The following is a 23,914-nucleotide window of genomic DNA, read 5'->3' as shown; positions in this document are numbered from 1 at the left end:
TTTTCATTTCGCAATTACCTATTTTTTTAAGAAAAAACAGCCGACTATCCCGCAAGATATCGACTGTTCATCAATGATTCTATTTCATTTTTCGCTTCTGGGCTTCCGCCATAATATTCTTCAGGGTCAGCAGCAGCGGATTACTCTGGCTGTTGCTAAGGGCATCCTTGGAATAGGTCAGCCCGGTCATCGAGTTGGCTTCACAGATGTAATACGTGTCGTTTTCGCCAAACAGAAAATCAATGCTGCCAAAGTAAATATCCAGCACTGCGGCTGCCTGCTCGGCAATTTCCACCACCGCTGCCGGTGGCGTAATAAACTGCAGATCGCCACCCTGGGACAGATTGGATTTAAAATTGTCGCCATTATCCCGAATGTAAGCGGTGGAGAATTTTCCACCACTTAGCATAATCCGCATGTCCCGGCCCTTTGAAGCGGCGATACACTCCTGAATCAGGATGTGATCATCAAAATTCATGGCGGCGTAAAGATCCAGAATATTCTCCAGTTCTTTTTCGGTTTTAATCAGTACCACCCCTTTCCCCTTACTGCCATGCATCACCTTGACCACACAGGGCAGTCCCAGTTCGCTGACAATAAAAGACGGTGATGTTTTGGGGGTCATCAGCACCGTTTTGGGGAATAAGAAGCCCTGATTGGCGGCCCCCAGTTTTTGAAAGGTCAGCAGCTTATCAGCCGTGTTATTCAGACTTTCGGAGCTATTGACACACAGTACATCCAGGGATTCCAACATTTTAACCACCGCCTTGCTGTGGTAATTATTTCCTCCAAAGAAAGCTGACAACGAAAAGTCCGGAATATCCACTGCTTCACCACCAATAAAACAATGCTGGCTTGCACCCGGTTCACACATCACCTGAACCTCACTGACGTCAACCGTACGAATATTGACACCCATCTTGTCAATCAGCGCAATAATTGTCTGGATTGACGGTTCAGCCAGGGTTTCGTGATTAACTAATAACCAGCCTAACATGTTTTGCCACCTTCCCGCAGACGTTTTTTCCACAGCGGTTCCGGGCGATCCTTGACCTGCTTCATTAAATCAGCAAACATCACCTTAATGTCAAAAGCCACTCCCGGCATCGCATTGGCTTCACATAAATAGAAGGTATCATTTTCGCCAAAGAGAAAATCGACACTGCCCATATTGATTTTAAGCAGCTGGGCCACCTTCTCGGCGGCCTCAATCACTGCGGCCGGTGGGGTGTATTCGACGATATGACCGCCCTTGGCCAGATTCGATCGAAAGCTTTTTTCATTCTGGCGGATAAATGATTTAACAAACTTTCCGTTGGCCAGAATCATTCTAAGATCCCGACCCGAGGAGGCTTTAATACACTCCTGAATAATAATCTGATCACCAATTTCACTGGCGGTACTCATACTAATCAGGTTATCCAGCTCTTTTTCATTGTTAACCAGCACCACACCTTTACCCTTACTGCCATGCATCACCTTCATCACCACCGGATAGTCAAACAGTTTGCTGACAAAGGATGCTTCCGTATACTCGGTGACCAATAAGGTTTTGGGGAAGCAGACCGCTTCAATCGACTCCGCCACCAACTGAAAGGTCAGCAGCTTGTCGTCGACATTTTTGATGGCGTCATACGAATTGATGCACAGTACCCCCAGTGATTCCAGCATTCGCAATGCTGCTGAGGTATGATAGTTTTTTTCCGTAAAGAAGGCTGCCACCACATAATCCGGCACCTCCATGATTTCGTCCCCGACATAGAGTTTTCCATCAAAGTCATGGTCACAGACCACATGGATCGTAAGCGGATCAACCACCGTCAGATCGACATGGAGTTCTTCCACCACCTTCATAATTTTCACAATTGAAGGATCTTCCAATTTACCGGGATTTCTTAATAACCAACCTTTCATTTTTACCTCCTTGATTTTTTTGTCTTAGGTATTTGCTAAATTATAAAACATCGAGTGATGGTTGCTCAGTGTACAGTTTCCACAAACAATTTTGTAACGTGTAGGCGAACAGTTCATCGAACTGTCCGCCGTACAGTGTAGAAATTGTTTCGTGCGAAACTGTGCACAGAGCTCACAGTACTTTCGCAATTACCTATTTATTTATCTGAGCTTTTAATTATCTGATGCACTTAAATACAAATGAGCGTATAAACCACCCAGCTTCATCAACTCGGCATGGCTGCCGACCTCCTTAATATCGCCTTCTTTCATAAAAATAATCTTATCGGCATTTTTAATGGTAAAGAGTCGGTGGGCAATAATAAAGGTGGTTCGTCCCTTCATCATCGCTTCCATGGCCTGGGTGATCAGGATTTCGGTTCGGGTATCCACCGACGAGGTCGCCTCATCCAGTATCAGCACCTTGGGATCGGCAATAATTGTCCGGGCAATGGCTAGAAGCTGGCATTCCCCTTCAGACAAGGTGGTAAAATCGCCACCGATCCGGGTCTCATAGCCCAGCGGCAATTTTCTGATAAATTCATCACACTGCGCTTTTTTTGCTGCCGCGATCACATCGTCCCGGGTTGCCCCGCTTTTTCCATAAGCAATGTTTTCTTCGATTGTTCCATCGAACAGCCAGGTATCCTGGAGCACCATCCCAAAAGCAGATCTTAAATTAGGTCGGGTCAGATTTTTAACGTTTTTTCCTTCCAGTAAGATGCTGCCCTGATTAATTTCATAAAAACGCATCAACAGATTGACCAGGGTCGTCTTTCCGGCCCCGCTGGGACCGACCACCGCCAGAATTTCGCCCGGCTCGGCGGTCAACGACACATCATGAAACAGGGTTCGTTCAGGAATATAGCCAAACTCGACATGGTTAAACTCAATCCGGCCGGATGCCGTGGTCACATCCAGTACCTCTGTGCCCAGATCTGGCTGTTCTTCTTCCTGATCAAGAAACTCAAAAATTCGTTCAGCCGCTGCCGCCCCGGCCTGAATAAAGTTCAGGTTATTGGAAATCAGGGCCGTGGGGCTGGCAATATTATTGGCATAGATCAGGAAGGCCTGAATCGTCCCAATGGTCATGGTACCAGTAATAACAAAAATTCCCCCGACCACACAGATACCGATATAGGCTAGGTTATTAATCAGCTTCATCAGCGGTGAGCTAAGGCCCGAGTAAAACCGGGAACTCAGATAGGATTTAAAGAAGCGCTGATTGATCGCATCAAATTTTTCTGACGATTTTGCCTCGTGGTTAAACGATTTGACAATTAAATGACCATCATAGACCTCTTCAATCAGTCCGTTTAAGGCCCCCAGTTCTTTTTGCTGCCGCCGAAACAGCACCTGAGTTTTTTTAGTGATCAATTTCATCACAAAATAAGAAAGCGGAATCGCCACAAAAAAGATCAGACTCAGCTGCACATTGAGTATCAGCATCATCACAATTATCCCGATGATGCTGGTCGCCTGAACCAGAATCTGGGTCAGATTGCTCTCCAGTGCCCCCGAAAGGGTGGTGGCATCATTGGTGACTCGAGAAAGCAGATCCCCCCGTTCGCTCTGATCCAATACATTCAGGGTCAGTTTATTGAGTTTTTCCTGAATATCTGATCGCAGACGTTTAATCGCCAGTTGCGACAGATAGGTGGTACGCATGGTGGCATAATAGGCAAACCCGGCACTTAGGATATAAAGCGCTGCCAGGATCAGCAATTGTTGACCAATATAGGAAAAATCAATATCGGCATTCTTAGTAATGCTGTCGGCAATACTATCGGTCACATCTTTGGTCACCACCGGAGCAAAAATGGCAAAAATGGTGCTGGCAATCAATGCCAATGCCACAAAAAAGATAACATGTTTTTTATCTTTTAAATAATGACTCAGTCGCTTACCAAGGGAGCCAAAGCTGTATTTTCTTTTTTTTGCTTTCACAGTGATTCCTCCTTCCCATCGCTATAGGATTGGGATTTCAGAATTTCCTGATAAACCCGGCAGTCACGGAGTAGTTCCTCATGTTTACCCTGACCAACAATGGCACCATTGTCGAGCACCAGAATGCGATCGGCATGTTTAATGGTACTAATCCGCTGAGCGACGATTAGCACCGTTTTATCCCCAAATTTCTCACCAATGGCTTTGCGCACCAGCGAATCTGTTTTAAAATCCAGGGCCGAAAAACAGTCGTCAAAAACCGTAATTGGAGCTTTTTTAACCGCCGCCCGGGCAATCGAAAGCCGCTGCCGCTGGCCGCCGGAAAGATCTTTGCCCCCCTGGGAAATCGTACTGTTTAGGCCGCCTTCCCGTTCATTGACAAAGTCGAGGGCCTGGGCAATCGATAAGGCTTCAGTGACCTCCGCCTCACTGGCGTCAGCCTTGCCAACCCGGATGTTTTCGTGCACCGTGCCACTAAATAACACTGATTCCTGTGGGGCATAGGCAATGATACTTCTTAAATCATGCTGACTGCAATCCCGAATATCAACGCCATCAATCACAATCGACCCGGTGCTAACCTCATAAAGTCGCATAATCAGATTGACCAGGGTGGTTTTTCCGGAACCGGTGGCCCCGACAATCGCAGTTATTTTTCCCGGCTCGGCGATAAAATTCAAGCGTTCCAAGACATTGATCTCGGCACCGCTATATCCAAAGCTGACATCTTTAAATTCGATCCGTCCGGTAACGTTTTTTAATGCAACTGGTTCTTCCCGGTCCTGAATTGAGAAGTCAAAGTCCAGCACCTCTTTAACCCGGGTGGCTGAAACAGCGGCCTGAGGATAGGCCATCAGTAATGCCGACACCAGACCCAGGGCTGACATAAACATTAAGACATATTGAATAAAAACCATCAATCCGCCGAGACTGACAATTTGCTGCTGTACTTCCTGAGCCCCCAGCCACAAAATAATCACCATCGTCAGGTTCATCATCAGCTGCATCAGCGGCGCAAAGAAAGCCACTGCATAGTTGGCTTTTACGGCAGCAGTCATCCCCTCCTGATTAGCCTGGCCAAATTTCTCTGTTTCATAATCCTGGCGGTTAAAGGCCCGGATCGCCCGAACCCCGGTCAGTTTTTCTTTCATCAGCAGGTTCAGCCGATCGACTTTTTGCTGCATCAGCTTAAATAAGGGCATGCTGCGGGCAGTGGTCAAGCCGATGATGATCGTCGTAATCAGAAACGATCCCAGAAGCAGTAGGGTCAGGGTGACATTCTCCCGAAAAGCCATCACCAGAGCGCCAACCCCGGTGATCGGAACCAGCAGTAATGATCGTAAACCGTTGATGACCACAATCTGCATCTGGGTGGCATCAGTGGTCGAACGGGTTAGTAGGGTGGCAGCCCCAAAGCGATTAAAATCCGTCTGAGAAAAACTCTTGACCTTGTCAAAAACATCGGCTCGGATCCGACTGGTAAAGGAAGCGGTGACATAGGCCGAGTAGTAGCTGGATGCCACCATACAAACCGCCGCTACCAGCGAAACCGCCAGCATCATCGCGCCGCTTTTTAAAATATAGGCAACATCCCCCTGGGCCACACCATTTTCGATAATATCCCCCATCATCGTGGGTAAATACAATTGGGCCGCCGCCTGGCTGAGGACAAATACAAAAACCAGAATCATCTGGAGCCGGTAATCTTTTAAATACCGAATCAATAAACTGACCATCGGCTACTCCTTATCCACTAAGGCAAAGAAGAAGTTCTCTTTGACCAGGGTATCAATCACCCGAACCGGTTTTAACTGATTCCCGGAGATCCCCCGCATGATCATCAGATCACGATAGAGGGCATAGGTTTCTTCCTGAACAAAGGAAATCTCTGAAGGACTTAAGACCCCACTTTTTACCTTGGAACCAATCGACGGGTTGGCCGTCCCCAGCTTCTCTTCCATAATTTGTCGATATTCCTGATATTTTTCTCTGGCTAAGCGCTTTTCTGCTTCAATAAAGATCACATAGCGACCCGGTGATACCGCCACATCGGCATATACCGAATAATCCACCAGTTCACAGTCGGTGGCTTTGGCAAATTCTTTAACCGCCCAGGAAATGCATTCTTCTGTCGTTTTTTCCCCAGCAATGCTGACCATCTGGTTAAGACGGTAGACAAATTGGATCTTGGGACATTTTTTATACCAGCCGACCACCCGAACCACGTCTTTGATCCGATAGCGATAAAAGCCCGAGGTATTCGTCAGAACAATTTCATAATCCTTACCGGTTTCCAGTTGCTCCATGGTCAGGGTTTCTTCACCTTCCTGATCGACGGGAATAAACTCATAGAAGGCCGAGTCCGGAATCAGAACAAATTCCTGGGATTCCATTTCGTTGCAGATCGCCATGATCGATTCCGAGGCCGCATAGACGCTAAAATAAATGGGAATAGCTCCCAGATAATGACGCATTTTATCGGTATAGACTGAAAATCCACCGCTGCCGATGGCGTGCACAAAGGCCAGCTCGGGCCAGATTCTCGGGACAATCGGAGTCTCAAAGCCTTTTTCAAATTCACTTCGCAGTTCAGCCGCCCGTTTGGGGTTGGGCTTAATCTGCTTTTGCAGTTCAGCTTTAATATCATCCGGAATCTTTATATCGGGATGAATCGTGCCTTTTTCAATATCATCAACAAGTAGTTCCCAGTTTATTTCCAGATATTTCATTAAATCCGATACCGCTGTCATAAAAGCTGAAGCAATATAAGATAACGACCGTTCTTCCAGGGCAAAGCGGAGATGGGCATATTTGGTATCCATAATTTCCCGGGGAAAGACAATTTCTTTGGGCGAGGTAAACATCAGAAACAGCAGATCTTTTATGCTGTAAACCCCCCGGCCCGAAATGGATCCGGCAAATAAACCATTGGGCAGGGTTTCAAATTTGACTTCCATTAAATTCAGCCCCCGTCCCCGTTGCCACTTTTTCCCCAAGGCCCGGGCAATGATGGCAAAACTGAACTGGGTGGCATATTCCCGGTAGAGATCAACGGTTTGCTCCGAAACCGGGATCTTTTTGGGATTATCCACACTGCCCGAGGTCAGGGCATAATGAACGATCTTATCGGTGGTCAGCAAATCCGTTTCACCTGCGATCATTCGCTCGATATAGGGAGCATAATCATCGTAAATGGAAAATGGCACCATTTCTTTATAATCTTCAATGGTTTTTATCTGATCAAAATGGTAGCGCTTTCCATACTCAGTATCGGCATTTTTTTTGAGCATATCAAGCATCAGCTGTTTATTGATTTCTGGGGCATTTTCGGTTAAATGATCAAAATTCTCGATTTTTTTATAGCCCTTTTTGATATTAAGAGAATAGACCATTTTAGGAATTAACTTTATCATTTTTCGCCTTCCTTTGCCCAGCAAATGATCCAGTCACTTTCCGGGTATTTTTTCACAAAAGTCGGAAGCTTGGTCTGATTGACGTTCTTACCCGGCATAATCGATCGGGTGAACAGTGAGTCACGATATCCGTCTTTAACAATGATAACCTCCGCTGCCAACAGTTGGTACGCTTCTCTTAACTGTTTATAAATTAAATTTATCTCAAACAAATGGTTTTCCAACACCTGTTTGAATAATTCACTATTAAGTGTTTGAGAATAAGGTTCCAGAATAAAGACCAGTTTTTTATTGTCCTGATCCCAGAAAATCTGATAAAAACGAATTTCTTCACTTTGCTTCGCAGCGGCCGCCTGGAGCGCTCTTTCGATTTCATAGATCCTCATTTTTTGATTTTCAATAGCCAGATATTCGGATTCCTTGCAGACAAAAACAATCCTTGGGGTCTGGTCCTTGATCTCCGTGACGCAGACAATGTCCTTCATATTGTAACGATACAGCCCGGAATAAGAGGTGATAATCAACTCGTAATAATCACCTTCTATCAATTCATGGGCCAGTAGTGTTTTCCCATCTGTTGACCCCACTGGCAAGAATTCAAAAAAATAACCAAAAAGCGCCAGTAATCCAGCCGCATCCTGGGGCCGGTCTGGGATGTTAAACTTACCTTCACTGGCACCATAACCCCATTCTAAAAACTTGACGGTTGAGGGTAGTACCTTTTTTACATCGGCAACAATTTTTGCCGCACTGGATGACATCCAGCAGGATACCACTGAAAACTCCGGCCAGATTTCCGCCACATCGAGAATCTTTTTTTGCTCAAGAATCGTTCTTAACTCCTCCGCCCGCTCCGGGTTTGGCTGTAATTTTGAAACCAATTTTTCCCGCAGTGCCTGGTCAATGCTGATTTTTTCAGATATTTGACCCGTGCTGATATCTTCCAATAAATCAGCGGCAGTGGCATTCATTTTCTTAAGTAAAATATTAAAGTGAGCAATATTACTGCAGACTACTCCAACCAGATGCTTTTCTGCTAAAGCATAGAGGATCGTTAAATAATCGGTAGCCTCGTTGCTCAGTTCTTTAGCCAGCATCATTTCTGGCGGTAACACCATTTTTTTGAGCATCTCAACTGGCATATCCTTAGCCGCCTGACCGGAAGCCGAGCCAATCGGAATACCACCTTCAGTTTTTCCATATTCTGAAGGGTTGGCAATAGCCAGCACCTTTTTTCCCGGAGCCATCACTTCTGGAGCCAGCATTAACAGTAAGATGGCCCGAATCTGTGAGACCAGGCTCTTAACCAGTTCGCCGTTTTTACTTTCTGGTAGCAGCTTGGGAATACCGGTGGAACCACTGGTAGCAATAAAGCTGGCAGCTGCTCCGTCAAAAAAAACATCTTTGGCTCCGGCTTTGAGTCGTTCGATTTCTACTTCGATCTGAGCATAGTCCGAAAATGGTACCCTGTTTCTAAAATCATCAATTGTTTTAATCTCTGAAAAACCCATTTTTTTGCCAAACTCAGTATTTTCAGCGGATTTTAAAATATCCTGAAGCACACACAGTTGTGTGACCTCAGGAGTTTTTTCCATCATATAAAAACTTTTGATTAAGTGTTCATTGGACATTCCTTTTAAATGCTCAGGAATACGCTCATCCTGACTAACATTAAAGATCTCATTCGGAATTACTTCCGAAATTATATCTGCTGTCATTTTTTCACCCTTATTCGATGGTTAAAATATCTGAAAAGCCGGTCATATCAAATACTTCCTGAATTTCCGGTTTAACATTTTTAATCACCAAACTACCATTAAGAGCCTTGGATTTTTTTTGAATCAACAGCAATACTCTTAATCCGGCACTACTGACAAAGTCCAGCTGATCAAAATCCAGAATCATCTGAAATCCTTCTTTGCTGTAATATGTCTCCATTTCTTTTTGAAACTCTGGAGAGGTATTGGTATCCATCCGACCTTCTAACTCAACCACAAATATTTCGCCTTCTTGTTTTACTTCAATTTTCATTTTTGTACCCTTTCTTTCTGAATGAATAATATAATTGTTCATTTTTAAATGGAATAAAGATTTCTTGTTTTGAATTTTAATTGATCATACCACAATAATTTGCAGTGTGCAATTGCAAAAGCATACAAAATGTAATCTTGTATCACTATTCACAGCTACTGGATCGTCAAAAGTATCCTTGATAAAAAGTTAATCAATATGACGATTGGTTATATTACCCACATTTTATAATGACGTCATCATTTTCGCCGAGGGATTTTTATTTTTGTTTACATATTGATTTTTATTTTACATCTTCGTTACAATCTATTTACAATAATAATATTTTGTGCTAAAATCATTACACTTAGAACAAATCTGAGAACCTGTGATTTCAATTTAAATATAAAATAAACAAAGGGAAGGAATGTCATGAAAAAGAACTCTATTATCTCTATTATTATTATCCTACTTATCCTCCTGACCGCCATTTTGTTTGTTCGCGGCTGTAGCCAAGAAGGAAGCGAAATGAAAAGTTATACCGTGGCGGGCACCTACACCGAAACAACAACCTATCAGAATGGGGAGATCAAGGTTTCTGGTGTCAACATTGAAAATGCCACCTTTACCGGTAATCTGACCGTTGTTGACTCGGTCGTCGATGGCGATATCCGATTAACCAACTCCGCCGTCCAGGGGGAACTGCTGATCAAAGGCGGTGGCACCGTTTATCTGGATGGTGGTTCCTATCAGAATATCATCCTCGAAAAACCTGGTGTTAAAATTGTCCTCCTGGGTCAAGCAACGGTAGAAAATCTCACCGCCAGAGCTGCCGCCAATATCGTCGTTGACAACCAGAGCAAGGTAAAAACGTTGAATGTCGATAAAGCCGCCAGTCGAACGTCGATTACCACCCAGGAAAATGGTACCATTGAAAACATCCAATCCCGAGGCATCAGCGATATCGTTCTGAATACCCCGGCCAAATTGATTGGTTTTGGCACCAATGCCAGCGGTTCTACCTTGGTAAGCAATGCCGTTATTGAAAAAATTGTCGCCGAATCAAAGGTGTCTCTGACCCTTAACGCCAATGTGGGAACTGTCTTGTTAACAGCAACCGGTGAAGGAACCAACATCATCCTTGGTAACAATGCCGTAATCACATCCCTGGCCACCGAGACCCGGGTGGAAATTACCGGCGAAGGCAGTATCACCAGTGCCACCACCAATGATATCCTTAATATCACCGGTACCATCACCCCGGATGTGGTTTATATTACCACCAAACCGGTAGTTACCGATGCCAATGGCGGACTGACGGTATCAACCAATACTAACCGTACCGCCGATACTAATTCAGGTAGCGGTAGTAGCAGCACCTGGTATTCCGATTCCAGTAATTCGGGAACGATCATCAACTCCAAATATGATGCGCCACCCCTGAACCCTGTTGATCCTGTCGAACCACCATCACCACCGACTCCCCCCAGCCCGCCTATTAATATACCTGTGGAAGCAATTCAGGTTACTCCGGTGGAAGCTGATGTGATTATGGGCAATACCTTAAAACTAAATACCGTTATCTTCCCGGCCAATGCAACGAATCAAACGATTATCTGGGAATCCTCCAATAATAATGTTGCTACAGTCACCAATGGGGTGGTTACACCTGTAGCCAATGGCGAAGCCACGATTACTGCCCGAACTCAGGACGGCAATAAAACCGATACCTGTAAAATTACCGTTAAAACAAATATCGCCGCAGTAACCATGATCAATACCATCAATGCTAACAACAACGGTATTGCTGAGACCATTGCTTATGACAGCAGTTATAACTTGCCGGTGGTGGTCATTGTTCAGGGCTACGGCAGTGAAGTATTCCCCTGTTCTGTAACCTGGACGCCAAACACCGTTGATAATAAAAAGGTTGGCGAAACCCTCTATACGGGAACGTTGGTAATGCCGGCTGGTTATGTCAACCTGAATAATGTCCAGGCCACCATAGCCCTCACCGTTCAGGCTCAACCTCTGATTACTGCCAGTTCTGAGCTATCGTCCCAGCGTGTTTACTTAAACGAAGATCCTGCGCCAATCTTTGTCGAGGCCAGTGTTACTGAAGCAAAGACCTTAACTTATCAATGGTCTTACCGCTCCGGCGATTCAGAAATTCCGATGCCAGAAATCACTGGTCCAATTTATGACCCACCGGTGTCTACCACCCCAGGTACGGTCTATTATACCTGTGTCATCTCCTCAGAAAATGCTGAACCGGTAACGGTCTTGGCCGGTATTGTGGTTACCAGCGCTGAGCCGGCGGTTTTGCCGGACACAACTGCTCCAGTAGCAGTTGACGAAAACAGTCCCATCACGCCGATTACTGAAACAGGTTTATCAGAAATGCCTGCCATCACTGAACAACCAACCAGCATTTCACAGCTCAGCGGTGTCGCTTTAGCCACCAGTTTAGCCCAGGCAACTCGGACAGCCCAAGCTGCCCTTGGCACTCCCAAGGCTGATGTTACCACTGCTTCTTTCACAGTGGATGCCCAGATCACTGACGGCGGCGAACTCAGCTACCAGTGGTTTGAAAGCACCGATGCTGTCAATGCTGATGGCAAGCCGATTGACGGCGCCACCGATAAAACCTTAGCTGTCGATACTTCCGGACCAGCTGGTACCACCTACTACTATGTCGAAATTACCAATACAAAAGCTGGCTGCCTGCCAGTGACTGCCGTCAGTCTCCCGGTTTCCCTCACCGTCGTATAACAAATTGAAAAATAAAAAGAAGTGATCATCTTTATTTGGATGATCACTTCTTTTTTAGCTATAACGCCTGCGACTATACTTATTCCATTTCTACAATCAATTCGCCGGATTGGACACTTTGCCCTTCTGAAACGTAAATTCGCTTGACTTTGCCGTCTTCGCTGGCGACCATTTCGGTTTCCATTTTCATCGCTTCAACAACAACCAGAGCCTGGTTTTGTTTAACCGCTTCACCTTCGTTGACCAGCACTTTTAATACCGTTCCGGGAATCCCTGAGCCAATCTGTTTAGAATTTTTAGGATCAGCCTTGAGCATCGTAACCTTCTGTTTAGCTGAAAGACTGCGTTTATCTTCAATGTAGATTTCCCGACGGAAACCATCCACTTCAAACATCACCGGACACATCCCCTCATCATTGGGCACACCAATACTGACCAGCTTAATGATAAAGCGTTTGCCCTTAGACACTTCAACGTCGATAACCTCGCCCACTTTTAGGCCATAGAAGAAGGCATGACTTTCCATTCGCATAAAGTCGCCGTATTCCTGAATAAATTCGAAGTATTCTTTCATAACCTTGGGATACAGAGCGACGCTCAATACTTCACGATCATCCAGTTCAACGCCAAATTCTTCCTGGAAATCTTTTTTGATTTTATCAAAATCTTCGTCCGGTAATAGGATTCCCGGTCGCACAGTGATCGGTTCGATTCCCTTTAAGACAATCTTTTGCAGCTCCGGATCAAAGCCACCCTCCGGCTGACCAATCATGCCCTTATAAAAATCCACCACCGAATCCGGGTAAGCTAATTCTTTACCCTTGGTTTTAATATTGTCGACAGTCAGATCATTCTGAACCATAAAGATAGCCAAATCTCCAACCGTTTTTGACGAAGGGGTTACCTTGACGATATCTCCCAGCATCAGGTTGGCTTCCAGATATTTTTCCTTGACTTCTCTAAACTTATGGCCCAAACCAAAGCTTTCCACCTGGGCCCGAAGGTTGGAATACTGGCCTCCCGGAATTTCCAGCTTATAGATTTCCGTCGATCCGGATTTCATTTCCGATTCAAACTTGCTGTAGACCTGACGGGTGGTACCCCAGTAATCTGATAAAATCTGGAGCTCATCCTCATTTAACCCGGTGTCCCGGGGGGTGTTTTTGAGTGCAGCCACAATCGAGTTAAGCGCCGGCTGCGAAGTTAAACCACTGACCCCATTCAAAGCCGCATCGGCAATATCAGCACCAGCCATTTGACCAAAGAGCACCGTGGCTACCCCGTTACCGGTGGTATCGTGGGTATGCAGATGAATTGGCATACTGACTTCCTGTTTTAACGCTTCAATCAGTTTATAGGCGGCACCTGGCTTTAATAAACCCGACATATCCTTGATCGCCAGAATATGAGCCCCGGTTTTTTCAATTTCCCGGGCCATTCTCAGATAGTAGTCCAGATTATATTTGGTTCGGGAGGTATCGAGAATATCGCCGGTATAACAGATACTGACCTCAGCAATCTTATCGGTTTTTAAAACCTCATCAATGGAAATCTTCATTCCGTCCATCCAGTTGAGGGAGTCGAATATCCGGAAAATATCAATACCGCTCTTGGCCGCTTCCTGAACAAAGGCCCGGATGACGTTGTCCGGATAGTTTTTATAACCCACAGCATTGGCGCCACGAAGAAGCATCTGGAACAAAATATTGGGTACCCGCTTGCGCAGTTCATCCAACCGTCGCCAGGGTGATTCTTTTAAGAAGCGATAAGCCACATCAAAGGTAGCGCCGCCCCACATTTCCAGGGCAAAGAGATCCGGTACAAGGGCAGCAGTTTCCCGGGCAATCTTGATCATATCCCGGCTACGCACTCGGGTCGCCGCAATGGATTGATGGGCATCTCTAAAGGTAGTATCAACCAGTAACAGTTTTTCCTGATCCTTGATCCATTGCACCAGGCCCGTGGGGCCCTGTTCATCGAGTATTTGTTTACTGCCCCGGAATTCGGTATCCACAGGAATTGTCGGGATATACGGTTCATCATAATCCGGCTTATTGCCGAAGGTTTCATTGACGATGATATTTCCGAAATATTTGAGAACGTTGGAAGCTTCACTCTTCTGATCTTCAATTTCAAACAATTCAGGATGATCATCAATAAACTTGGTATCGCATTTTCCATCGATAAAGGTGGGATGCTGAAGTACATTGATCAGAAAATCCTTATTGGTCTGAACCCCTTCAATTTTCATCTCTTTGAGACCCCGTACCGCTTTACGCCGGGCATCTTCAAAGTTTCTGGAGAAAGCGGTGCTTTTGACCAGCAGACTGTCATAATAGGGGGTGATTTCAGCGCCGGTAAAACCATTGCCGCCATCAAGACGAATCCCAAAGCCACTGCCAGTACGGTACACATCCAAACGTCCGGTATCTGGCATAAAGTGATTTTTCGGATCTTCAGTGGTAATTCGACATTGGATTGCCGCCCCCCGGGTTTCAATGGACTCCTGACTTGGTATGCCAATTTCGTCCGAGTCAAGTGGTAAACCTTGAGCAATTAAAATCTGCGACTGAACCAGATCGATGCCGGTAACCAGTTCGGTGACGGTGTGTTCGACCTGAATTCGGGGGTTCATTTCAATGAAATAATGATCGCCCTTCTTATCAACCAAAAACTCAATCGTTCCGGCATTACGATAATTGACTTCTTTGGCCAGTTTGAGGGCATCCTTACAAATGGCTTGGCGTTGTTCCTCATTAATACTTAATGAGGGGGTAAATTCGACGATCTTCTGGTGGCGACGCTGAATTGAACAATCCCGCTCAAAAAGATGAACCACATTGCCATGGTGATCTCCGAGGATCTGTACTTCAATATGTTTGGGTTCTTCCAGATATTTTTCCACAAAAATGGTCCCATCTCCAAAAGCCTTGGTTGCTTCACTGGTGGCAGAATGGAACTCTTTTAAAAGGTCTTTTTCTTCCCGGACAATTCGCATCCCCCGGCCACCACCACCAGCAGCAGCTTTTAAAATAATCGGATAGCCGGCTTTCTTTGCAAACTCCAGAGCTTCAGAATCCGAGGTGATTGGTTTTTCAACTCCGGGAATGGTGGGCACTTTGACACTTTTGGCAACAATCTTCGATTGAATCTTATCGCCCATTTTCTCCATCATTTCGTGGGTTGGTCCGATAAAGACAATTCCTTCTTCTTCACAGCGTTTTGCAAAAAGGGGATTCTCTGAAAGAAAACCATAACCAGGATGAATGGCATCAACTTCTTTTTTCTTGGCCAGGGTAATGATCTTATCCATATCCAGATAGGCTTCCACCGGACCACTGGTTCCAGTGATCAGGTAGGACTCGTCAGCCTTAGTTCTAAAAAGAGACAGCTTATCTTCCTGGGCATAAATGGCTACGGTATGAATACCCAGTTCCTGACAGGCCCGGATAATCCGGATGGCAATTTCTCCGCGATTTGCGATTAGTACTTTATTAAACTTCTTCATCTTTCCTTCTACTTTCCTGCATGCATTTTTATGCATCCTAATTCTCATTTGCAAAAAATTAATTGTAGCTATTATATAAAATTGTACAGAAATATTAAAGCTATTTTTTCAGGAATATCAAATTATTTTTTTCAGCTGCTTTTTCGTCTGCAGTTCTACCTGATTTCGCCTTAAAACGGATTTCTCGTCACTTCTGCTTAATGTTTACTTTATTTAACTTTTCGTCTGTAACCCGGCGGCGATATTCTTTTACCACCGTCATGTCTGTTTTTTGGGGAGCCCAGACAATTCTTCTGGGGATTCGTTGATACGGTTTCGAATTGCTTCGAACTTCATTAATTTTCGTTAATTTAGCTTTTTCGATCCGTTCATTTTCCAGACGTTGAAAACCATAGCGTCTTTCTGTCTCCGCTTCCATTTTCTGGTTATCCGAATAAAGCGTCGTAGAGAGCCGTCTGACCAGAAAATAGCCAGGAATCACAATAACCAGCACAATCATCAGCATTCCGATATCCATTGCTATTTGCCTCGCTCCGCGATTTCTTTTTTTTGTATCCAGTCTTTCTGGTACGCCTTGCTGGAAACCAGAATTTCATTCAGAAAACGTTCATATTCTTTTCCGTAATTCTTGTTTTTCAGCTGGATCAGATTTTTTTCCAACATCTTTTCTTCCCGACTTTGGTCGAATATATTGCCGTTATTATTGTATTTATATTCAGCAACTGCCTGGATACAGTCCATCCGCTGCTCAAACAAAACCCGCATCTGAGCATCGATCGCATCGATTTTATTCCTGATTTCATCTAATGATTTCAATGGCAACCTCCTTATAGTAAAAAATCGGCCAGACAGATAGCAGTGGCGGCTTCCACCACCGGAAAAGCCCTGACAACAATACAGGGATCATGACGACCCTGTATTGTCAGAGCCGCTTCTTTTCTTTCCGCCAGATTAATGGTTTGCTGTTCTTTACCAATGGAAGGTGTCGGTTTAAAAGCCACCTGAAAAACAATTGGCATCCCGTTGGAAATTCCGCCATTGATGCCGCCGTTGTAATTGGTAACCGTCTCGATCTCTCCGTTATTGATCCGCAACGGATCATTGGTTTGGGAGCCCCGCAGGTTGACCACCTCAAAACCAGCCCCAAAGGTCACCCCTTTCACTGCCGGGATTGAAAACAGTAAGGCCGCTAAACGGCTTTCGATGGATTCGAAAAAGGGATTGCCAATTCCCGGTTCCAGACCGGTAATAAAGCCTTCCACCAAACCACCCACCGAGTCCTCATCGGCCATCGCCGCAATAATCTCCTGTTTCATGGCATCTTCCAGTTTGGCATGATAAAGCGGAAAAGCCGGGTTTACAAAACCCTTGCTCAGGGTTTTGTAAACCTTCCAGTCACAAACCTCAGTGTCCTTTACATTCCCGATCGAAACAATCCGACTGCCGATTCCCAGCTCTGGTCGGATCACTCGGATGATCTCTTTGGCAATCGCCCCGGCAAAAACCAGGGGCGCCGTCAAGCGACCGGAAAAATGGCCGCCACCGCGGTAATCCTGAAAGCCACCATAGCGCACACTGGCTGCATAATCAGCATGGCCTGGTCGCATCAGATCCTTGGTTTTGGCATAATCACCAGAACGGGTATTCTCATTGCGGATTAGCCCGGCCAGGGGCGCCCCGGTGGTTTTGCCATTGAAAATACCACTGAGGACTTCAATCTGATCGCCTTCCTTTCGAGGTGTGGCCAGGGGATTTCCCCGGGCCGCCCGACGATTCAGCTCATGCTGAACCCGTTCCAGATCGATGTCAATCCCAGCCGGAAGGCCATCAATGACGGCGCCAATCCCATTTCCATGGGATTCACCAAAAATTGAAACTTTAAATTTATTTCCCCAGGTCGAGCCCACGCCACTCACCTCCCATTGCTGTGAAGTCTTCCCAAAAATGGGGGTAGGATTTATTGACGGCTTCAGCGCCATCGAGCATAATCTTACCATCAGCGCAAACGGATGCAATCGCTACCGCCATGGCAATCCGGTGATCGTTATGACTCGTTACCTGACCACCGGTGAAACGATCAATCCCCTGAATCACCAGTCCATCGGCGGTTTCTTCCACCTTACCGCCCAGTTTGTTCAGCACATCAGCCGTAGCCATTAAGCGATCCGATTCTTTAAAACGTAGCCGCTCGCCATTGATAATCGTGGTGGTGCCCTTACTCAGACTACCCACGACCCCTAATATCGGAACCAGATCCGGGCACTGGGATACATCAATAATGGTTCCCCGGGTTTCGGCTTTTTTGACAATTAATTTATCAGCATCGATGCTGATATCGCCGCCCATTTCTTTCAAGATGTCGACAATCACTTTGTCTCCCTGTTGCGATGCAACATTCAAATCGTGACAATCCATCATTTTACCAATGGTACCCGCCACCAGCCAGAATGCCCCCTGGGAAAAATCACCTTCAACTCGATACTTACCAGGGGTATAGGCCTGATTTCCTTTGATCACGAAACGCTGATCGTTGTCGTTGATAATCACAATTCCAAAACTCTTTAAAACGTCCAGCGTAATATCAATGTAGGGTTTGGATTCCAGCGTTGAAGTCAGTTCGATCACCGAATCCCCATTGAGTAGCGGCAAAGCAAAAAGCAGCCCGGTGATAAACTGTGAACTGACCCCGCCATCAATCTGATAGCTGCCCGGCGTCAGCATTCCTTCCACCGCCAGGGGTAAATCCTGGTCTTTTTGTAAATGTTCATAGTGAATGCCTTTTTCAGCAAATATATCGTAAAAGGGCTTCATCGGCCGGGTAACCAGCCGTCCTTTGCCGGTAATGATCGCCCGTTTCGGCTGCATCAACACAATCGGGATGATAAACCGCAGGGTTGACCCCGATTCGTTGCACTGGATCGTCTCCGACTTCAGCGCCAGCGGATCGCAGCCCTTAATGGTCAGGGTAAAACGGCCATTCTGCTCTTCCTGATAGCTTATCCCGGCTCCCAAAGCAACCATGGCATCACAGGTGGCAATCATATCCTCGGACATCAGCACATTTGAAATCACGCTTTCACCCTGAGCCAACCCCGCCGCAATAATCGCCCGGTGACTGACACTTTTTGACGGCGGTATTTCCAGACTGCCGCTCAATAACCTTGGTGTAATCTCTATCGTTCTCATTTTCTTCCTCTTAATTTTCTATTATCACTTTTTCAACTTCGCAAATGGAAAAAAGGCTAACCCAGTACCGAAAATTGTTAGATCATGTTGTACGCATCAAGGCGGACACGGCATAGCCTGTCCGAGCTTGTGGCGAACAACAGATTAACAATTGGTCGGTACGGTATTCTAAATCTCTGTTTTTGCAACCACTATCTAAACAGTTCGATGGCCTGGGGTTTCTGGATTTTAACAATCTGGGCCTTGCCGATTTTTTCCAGGGCACAGATATAAAGCGAGTCATTCTCGAATTTTTTGTCAGTGAACAGTATTTCCTGAACCTTGTCTAGCGGCATTTTAGGCAGTTCGGTTGGTAGCCCGTAATTCTCCAGTATTTCGATGATGTTGTCGTAGGTATCTTTCTGACTGATCCCTTCAGCAACAGTTTTCTTGGTGATCTGGGCCATGCCAATGGCCACCGCTTCGCCGTGAGAATATTTTTTAAATTTAAAATAGGTTTCTACCACATGACCGATGGTGTGCCCAAAATTCAAGATCCGGCGCAAGCCCTGTTCGTGCTCATCGGTTTGGACCACATCCCGTTTTATCTTACAGCATTTGGCAATGATCTCTTCCATATCTTCCACCAGATCCTCATAATAGGCATACCCCATCAATTTGACGAACAGCGGTGCACTGCTGATACAACCGTATTTGATCACCTCTGCCATCCCATCAATCATATAATGATCTTCCAGAGTTTCCAGAAATAAGGGATCGATGATCACAGCCCGGGGCTGATGAAAAGCCCCCACCAGGTTCTTGCCATAATCCAGATCAATCCCGACCTTACCGCCAACGCTGCTGTCTACCTGAGCCAGTAGTGAGGTCGGTACCTGGATCAGATCGATGCCGCGAAGATAGGTGGCTGCGCAAAATCCGCCCAAATCGCCAACCACGCCACCGCCCAGGGTCAGAATGGCATCACTGCGGGTAATATTGCACTTAATCAGTTCGTTGTAAATCTCAGCCGTTTGGGTCAGACACTTGCTGGCTTCCCCGGGCGGAATGACAATGCTGTAAACCTTGGGGCCAGCCTGACGGACCTGCCGTTCCACCTCACCTAAATATTCTTTGGCAACATTTTTATCGGTGATAATCACCACCTTATGATACTGGGAAAAGAGCGCTTTCATTTGGGACAACCGCCCTTTAATACCTTTTTCAATAATAATCGGGTACTGGTGTGTATTCTCTGTTTTGCAAATTAATTCCTTCATTATCTCGGCTCCTTTAAAATCTTAACCTTTATTATATCATAGTTTTTTCAATTTAAAACCATAAAGCACGTTGCCATCCTTAAAATAGTTCGAGTTTTGTTTACACCTGTCTTTCTAATGGAGACAGATTAATTTATAAAAGAACCGTCTTTTTAAAGACGGTTAATAAAACACTAAAGCAGTACCGACAATTATTAATCTGATTGTACGCATCGGGGCGGACATGGCAGAGCCTGTCCGATCCCGCGGCGAACAATAGATTAAAATTGGTCGGTACGGTAGCTTACGCGGCAAACCTAAATAAGACGGTCTTTTCTGCTTATCGGTCTTCCTTGAAATAGTTTTTACCGAGCCAGGCCGGTTCTTTTTTGTTGCTGCTCTTGCGCATCGATGTAAAGATCAGCACAAACACCGTTGCCAGGTAAGGTAAAGCGGTAAACAGGTAAATCGAAACTGGTAGGTTGTATTGCTGCAGCCAGAAGCTGGCGATATCCAGAGCCCCAAAAAAGTAGGCCCCCAGCATCGCCTTGCCGGGATTCCACATTGCAAAAATAACCAGTGCCACAGCAATCCAGCCCCGGCCACTGACCACATTAACCGGATAAATACTGATGTAAACCAACGATAAAAAGGCTCCCCCCAGCCCGCAGAGCGCACCGCAAAGGGCGATGTTAAAATATTTATACTTATCTACCGGAATACCGCTGGCATCGGCTGCTACCGGATTTTCCCCAACCATCCGGGTATTTAGTCCCCATTTGGTTTTATAGAGATAAATATAAATGGCAATTACCAAAAAATAGGAAAAATAGACATAGACACTCTGATTAAAAAATATCTGCCCAAGATAGGGGATATCTCCTAAAATCGGTAGCTTAACCGGAGCAAAAAAAGTGGTAATTGCTTCCGGTACTTTTTTCCCAACAAAGTTCTTACCAAAAAAAGCAGCGAAGCCCACCCCAAAAATACTGAGAGTAAGACCAGTAACCACCTGGTTAGCCTTCAAACTGATGGTCAGAAAACCATAAATCAGGGCTCCGGCGGCTCCGGCTAAGGCTGCACAAAGCACCGCAGTATAAGGATTCCCGAAAGTAAAACCGGCAATAAACCCAATCACGGCGCCCATCTGCATCATCCCTTCGACACCCAGATTAAGGTGACCGACTTTTTCGGAAATAATCTCTCCCAGAGTTGCATAGAGCAAGCAGGTTCCGGCTTTAACCGCCGCTGCCAAGAAAAAAACAAATTCCATTTATGCAACCTCACTTTTCGTTTTATCAGAAACTAATCGATACTGCAGGACAAACTCACTGCCCAGAATAAAGAATAGAATAATCGCCTGAATCATTTCAGCCACTGAACCGGGGATCTGGAAAGCCGTCTGAATATAAGAAGCTCCCTGGAGCAGAACTGCAAACGCAAAGGAATTGACTACCACAAAAGGAACCTTCAACCCCGACAACCATGCCACAATAATGGCGGTAAAACCTAATCCACCGGTAATTTCAGTTGACAGGGCTCCACTAACACCAGTGGTTTGCATCATCCCGACCATTCCGCATAAGCCGCCACTGACCAGAGCGGCAATGATAATGGTTCTGGTGACATTAATCCCAATGTAGCGGGCAGTATTTTCACTTTCACCCAATACGGCTATTTCAAAGCCAATTTTAGAGCGATTCATAAAATAGTACATTGTCAGCACAATGATCACCGCCATCAGAATACTTAAATTGAAGCCTCCAGCACTGGGAAGCAGGGCATTTTCCGGAAGATTGGCAATTTTCGGCATCCCGTTGGCCGCCGGATCTTTCCAGAAATCATATTGCAACGCAGTTACCAGAGTCAGCGCAATGTAGTTGAGCATTAACGTAAACAGGGTTTCATTGGTTCCAAAACGAGCCTTAAAGAAGGCCGGAATCATCAGCCAGATGGCCCCAAACAAAAATGAAACAATGATCATCAGCACAAGCATAAGTGGCAACGGTAAATCCGGCAGTAACCGGACCACCAGGGTGGTTCCCACCGCCCCCATCAGAAACTGTCCTTCCGCACCGATATTCCAGAAACGCATTTTAAAGGCCACCAGTACCCCTAAAGACAAGACCAGTAAGGGCACCATTTTTTCAATGGTAGCGGCAAAACGGTACAAAGAGCCAAAGCAACCCTGAATAATCCCAATATACAATTCAATCGGATTCGCCCCAGCCACCAGCACAATAATCGAAGCCACGGCCAAAGCTGCCAATACGGCTGAAAGCCTGACGATTATTTTTTCCCGCGTGTTGGGAACATCTTTTTTTACGATATGGAGCATTCTTCTTCTCCTTCACTTCTTACCCCGGACATCAATAATCCAATGGCTTCTTTAGTGGTTTTTCGGGGATCGACAATGCCGGTAACCCGACCTTCACATAAAACCATTATCCGGTCACAAAGACTCATCAGCACGTCCAGGTCTTCCCCAACATACATGATTGGTTTCATCTTTACTTTTTGTTCATTCAGCAAATCATAAATAATTTGGGACGATCCCACATCCAGACCCCTGGTGGCATAAGCTGTCACCAGCAGTTTCGGTTCTAATTCAATTTCCCGGCCCAGCAGAACCTTTTGAATATTTCCACCAGAAAGTAAACTGACGGCATGGTTTTCAATCGCTGGTGTCGAGACATTGAGCCGCTCAACCAGAGCCTCGGCCTTATCCCGGGAAACCTCCCGGGAAATACCCATCCCTTTTTTATTACGGTAGTCTTTCAATAATACATTGTCAATAATATCCATCGAAGAAACCAGTCCCATCCCCAGGCGATCCTCAGGCACAAAACTCAGACTAATCCCCATCTGACTGATCTTCTCCGGATTCTTGCCGACGATATTTTCACCTTCAAAAATAATCTCACCCGATTTGATATGGTAGAGTCCGGCGATCCCTTCGCATAATTCTTTCTGGCCACTACCGGCAATACCAGCTACCCCCAGAATTTCCCCGGCATAAAGATCAAAGCTGACATGATCCAGAATATGAACCTTGTTGCGATCAATGGCAGTAATATCTTTTACTTCCAGGCATTTCTGGCCCCGTTCCACCGGAACATACGGCACATTGAGTTCCATCACGTCGCCCACCATCATTCCCGCCAGTTCCTGGGGAGTGGTTTCTTCCTTATTCACCGTTTGAATGGTGGTACCCTTGCGCATAATGGTAATTCGGTCGCTGATTTCCATGACTTCTTCCAGTTTGTGGGTAATAATAATCACCGAACAACCCGTCGCCACCATTTTTTTGACGATCTCAAAGAGATTATTTATTTCCTGAGGAGTTAAAACCGCAGTCGGCTCATCGAGTATTAAAATATCGGCCCCCCGATACAAAACCTTAAAGATTTCCAGACTCTGCTTCTCGGCGACTGACATTTCATAAACCTTTTTATTGGGATTAATATCCATTCCCAATTGATCGATCAATTTCCCCATCTCATCTAAAATCTTTTTCTTGTTTAAAAAAGGGCTTGTTTTACGACTGCCGGCGGCCACGTTCTCCATGGCAGAAAAAACATCCACCAGTTTATAGTGCTGCGGTAACATCCCAATACCTAGATCCAACGCAATTTTAGGGGAACTGATATTAACAGGCTGCCCTTTCACTTCGATATGTCCTTCATCCGGCATATAAATACCGTTTAAAACATTCATCAGTGAACTTTTACCCGCTCCGTTTTCTCCCAAAATAGCATGTACTTCTCCCTTTTTTAATGAAAATTCCACATGATCCAGGGCTTTGACTTTACCAAAAACCTTTGTGATGTTTTCCATTTTAACGACATAATCATTGCTCATGCTTTCACCTTTACTAAAAATAGCGG

General features: G+C 45.5%; 17 protein-coding genes. 1 reads left to right on the top strand and 16 read right to left on the bottom strand.

All coding sequences use genetic code 11. From position 1 onward, the window contains the following. Positions 1-79 precede the first annotated feature (79 nt). From B3F51_RS01430 to B3F51_RS01400, 7 genes are all read right to left on the bottom strand, one after another. Positions 80-997: an ATP-grasp domain-containing protein gene (locus B3F51_RS01430; protein ID WP_286945085.1), complete on the bottom strand. Its 918-nt coding sequence runs from the start codon at positions 995-997 to the stop codon at positions 80-82. Then, positions 991-1,914, bottom strand: a complete 924-nt coding sequence (locus B3F51_RS01425) for an ATP-grasp domain-containing protein (protein WP_286945083.1) — start codon at positions 1,912-1,914, stop codon at positions 991-993. Before B3F51_RS01425 ends, B3F51_RS01430 begins: the two co-directional genes overlap by 7 nt. A gap of 213 nt (positions 1,915-2,127) precedes the next feature. After that, positions 2,128-3,900 (bottom strand): ABC transporter ATP-binding protein, encoded by a 1,773-nt coding sequence (locus tag B3F51_RS01420; protein WP_286945082.1) that lies wholly within the window; start codon positions 3,898-3,900, stop codon positions 2,128-2,130. After that, complete coding sequence (locus tag B3F51_RS01415) at positions 3,897-5,636, bottom strand: ABC transporter ATP-binding protein (protein WP_070371819.1); 1,740 nt, start codon at positions 5,634-5,636, stop codon at positions 3,897-3,899. The genes B3F51_RS01420 and B3F51_RS01415 overlap by 4 nt, the downstream gene beginning before the upstream one ends. Before the next feature lie 3 nt (positions 5,637-5,639). Then, entirely contained in the window at positions 5,640-7,313 is a 1,674-nt protein-coding gene (locus B3F51_RS01410) for a GH3 auxin-responsive promoter family protein (RefSeq protein WP_286945079.1), read from the bottom strand. Next, positions 7,310-9,031, bottom strand: coding sequence for a GH3 auxin-responsive promoter family protein (locus B3F51_RS01405; protein WP_286945078.1), 1,722 nt, complete (start codon positions 9,029-9,031; stop codon positions 7,310-7,312). Before B3F51_RS01405 ends, B3F51_RS01410 begins: the two co-directional genes overlap by 4 nt. A gap of 10 nt (positions 9,032-9,041) precedes the next feature. After that, entirely contained in the window at positions 9,042-9,344 is a 303-nt protein-coding gene (locus B3F51_RS01400; protein WP_286945076.1) for an STAS domain-containing protein, read from the bottom strand. A 507-nt stretch (positions 9,345-9,851) separates the two neighbouring features. Here B3F51_RS01400 and B3F51_RS01395 point away from each other — a divergent pair. Then, the gene (locus B3F51_RS01395; RefSeq protein ID WP_286945074.1) at positions 9,852-12,095 is read left to right on the top strand and encodes an Ig-like domain-containing protein; all 2,244 of its coding nucleotides are present in this window, start codon (positions 9,852-9,854) and stop codon (positions 12,093-12,095) included. Positions 12,096-12,174: 79 nt separating this feature from the next. Here B3F51_RS01395 and B3F51_RS01390 read toward each other — a convergent pair whose 3' ends face one another. From B3F51_RS01390 to B3F51_RS01350, 9 genes are all read right to left on the bottom strand, one after another. Beyond that, on the bottom strand, positions 12,175-15,603 hold the full coding sequence (locus B3F51_RS01390) for a pyruvate carboxylase (protein WP_286945072.1): 3,429 nt from the start codon (positions 15,601-15,603) through the stop codon (positions 12,175-12,177). A 187-nt stretch (positions 15,604-15,790) separates the two neighbouring features. After that, positions 15,791-16,120, bottom strand: a complete 330-nt coding sequence (locus tag B3F51_RS01385) for a hypothetical protein (RefSeq protein WP_286945071.1) — start codon at positions 16,118-16,120, stop codon at positions 15,791-15,793. Between the two features lie 2 nt (positions 16,121-16,122). Beyond that, entirely contained in the window at positions 16,123-16,419 is a 297-nt protein-coding gene (locus B3F51_RS01380) for a chorismate mutase (RefSeq protein WP_286945069.1), read from the bottom strand. A gap of 11 nt (positions 16,420-16,430) precedes the next feature. Beyond that, positions 16,431-17,510, bottom strand: coding sequence for a chorismate synthase (gene aroC / locus B3F51_RS01375; protein ID WP_286945067.1), 1,080 nt, complete (start codon positions 17,508-17,510; stop codon positions 16,431-16,433). Continuing rightward, entirely contained in the window at positions 17,488-18,789 is a 1,302-nt protein-coding gene (gene aroA, locus B3F51_RS01370; RefSeq protein WP_286945064.1) for a 3-phosphoshikimate 1-carboxyvinyltransferase, read from the bottom strand. Before aroA ends, aroC begins: the two co-directional genes overlap by 23 nt. A gap of 191 nt (positions 18,790-18,980) precedes the next feature. Beyond that, positions 18,981-20,048 (bottom strand): 3-dehydroquinate synthase, encoded by a 1,068-nt coding sequence (aroB, locus tag B3F51_RS01365; protein ID WP_286945062.1) that lies wholly within the window; start codon positions 20,046-20,048, stop codon positions 18,981-18,983. A gap of 319 nt (positions 20,049-20,367) precedes the next feature. Beyond that, positions 20,368-21,300 carry an ABC transporter permease gene (locus B3F51_RS01360; RefSeq protein ID WP_250934915.1) on the bottom strand — a complete coding sequence of 311 codons (933 nt, stop codon included), beginning with the start codon at positions 21,298-21,300 and terminating at the stop codon, positions 20,368-20,370. Then, positions 21,301-22,365, bottom strand: coding sequence for an ABC transporter permease (locus B3F51_RS01355; RefSeq protein ID WP_286945060.1), 1,065 nt, complete (start codon positions 22,363-22,365; stop codon positions 21,301-21,303). It abuts the gene before it with no gap. Beyond that, positions 22,350-23,888, bottom strand: coding sequence for an ABC transporter ATP-binding protein (locus B3F51_RS01350; protein ID WP_286945058.1), 1,539 nt, complete (start codon positions 23,886-23,888; stop codon positions 22,350-22,352). The genes B3F51_RS01355 and B3F51_RS01350 overlap by 16 nt, the downstream gene beginning before the upstream one ends. Positions 23,889-23,914 lie beyond the last annotated feature (26 nt).

Origin of the sequence: Acetobacterium sp. UBA5834, assembly GCF_002435675.1 — a bacterium.
GTDB classification, from domain to species: Bacteria; Bacillota; Clostridia; order Eubacteriales; family Eubacteriaceae; genus Acetobacterium; species Acetobacterium wieringae.
This window is presented reverse-complemented; position numbering and strand designations above follow the sequence as displayed.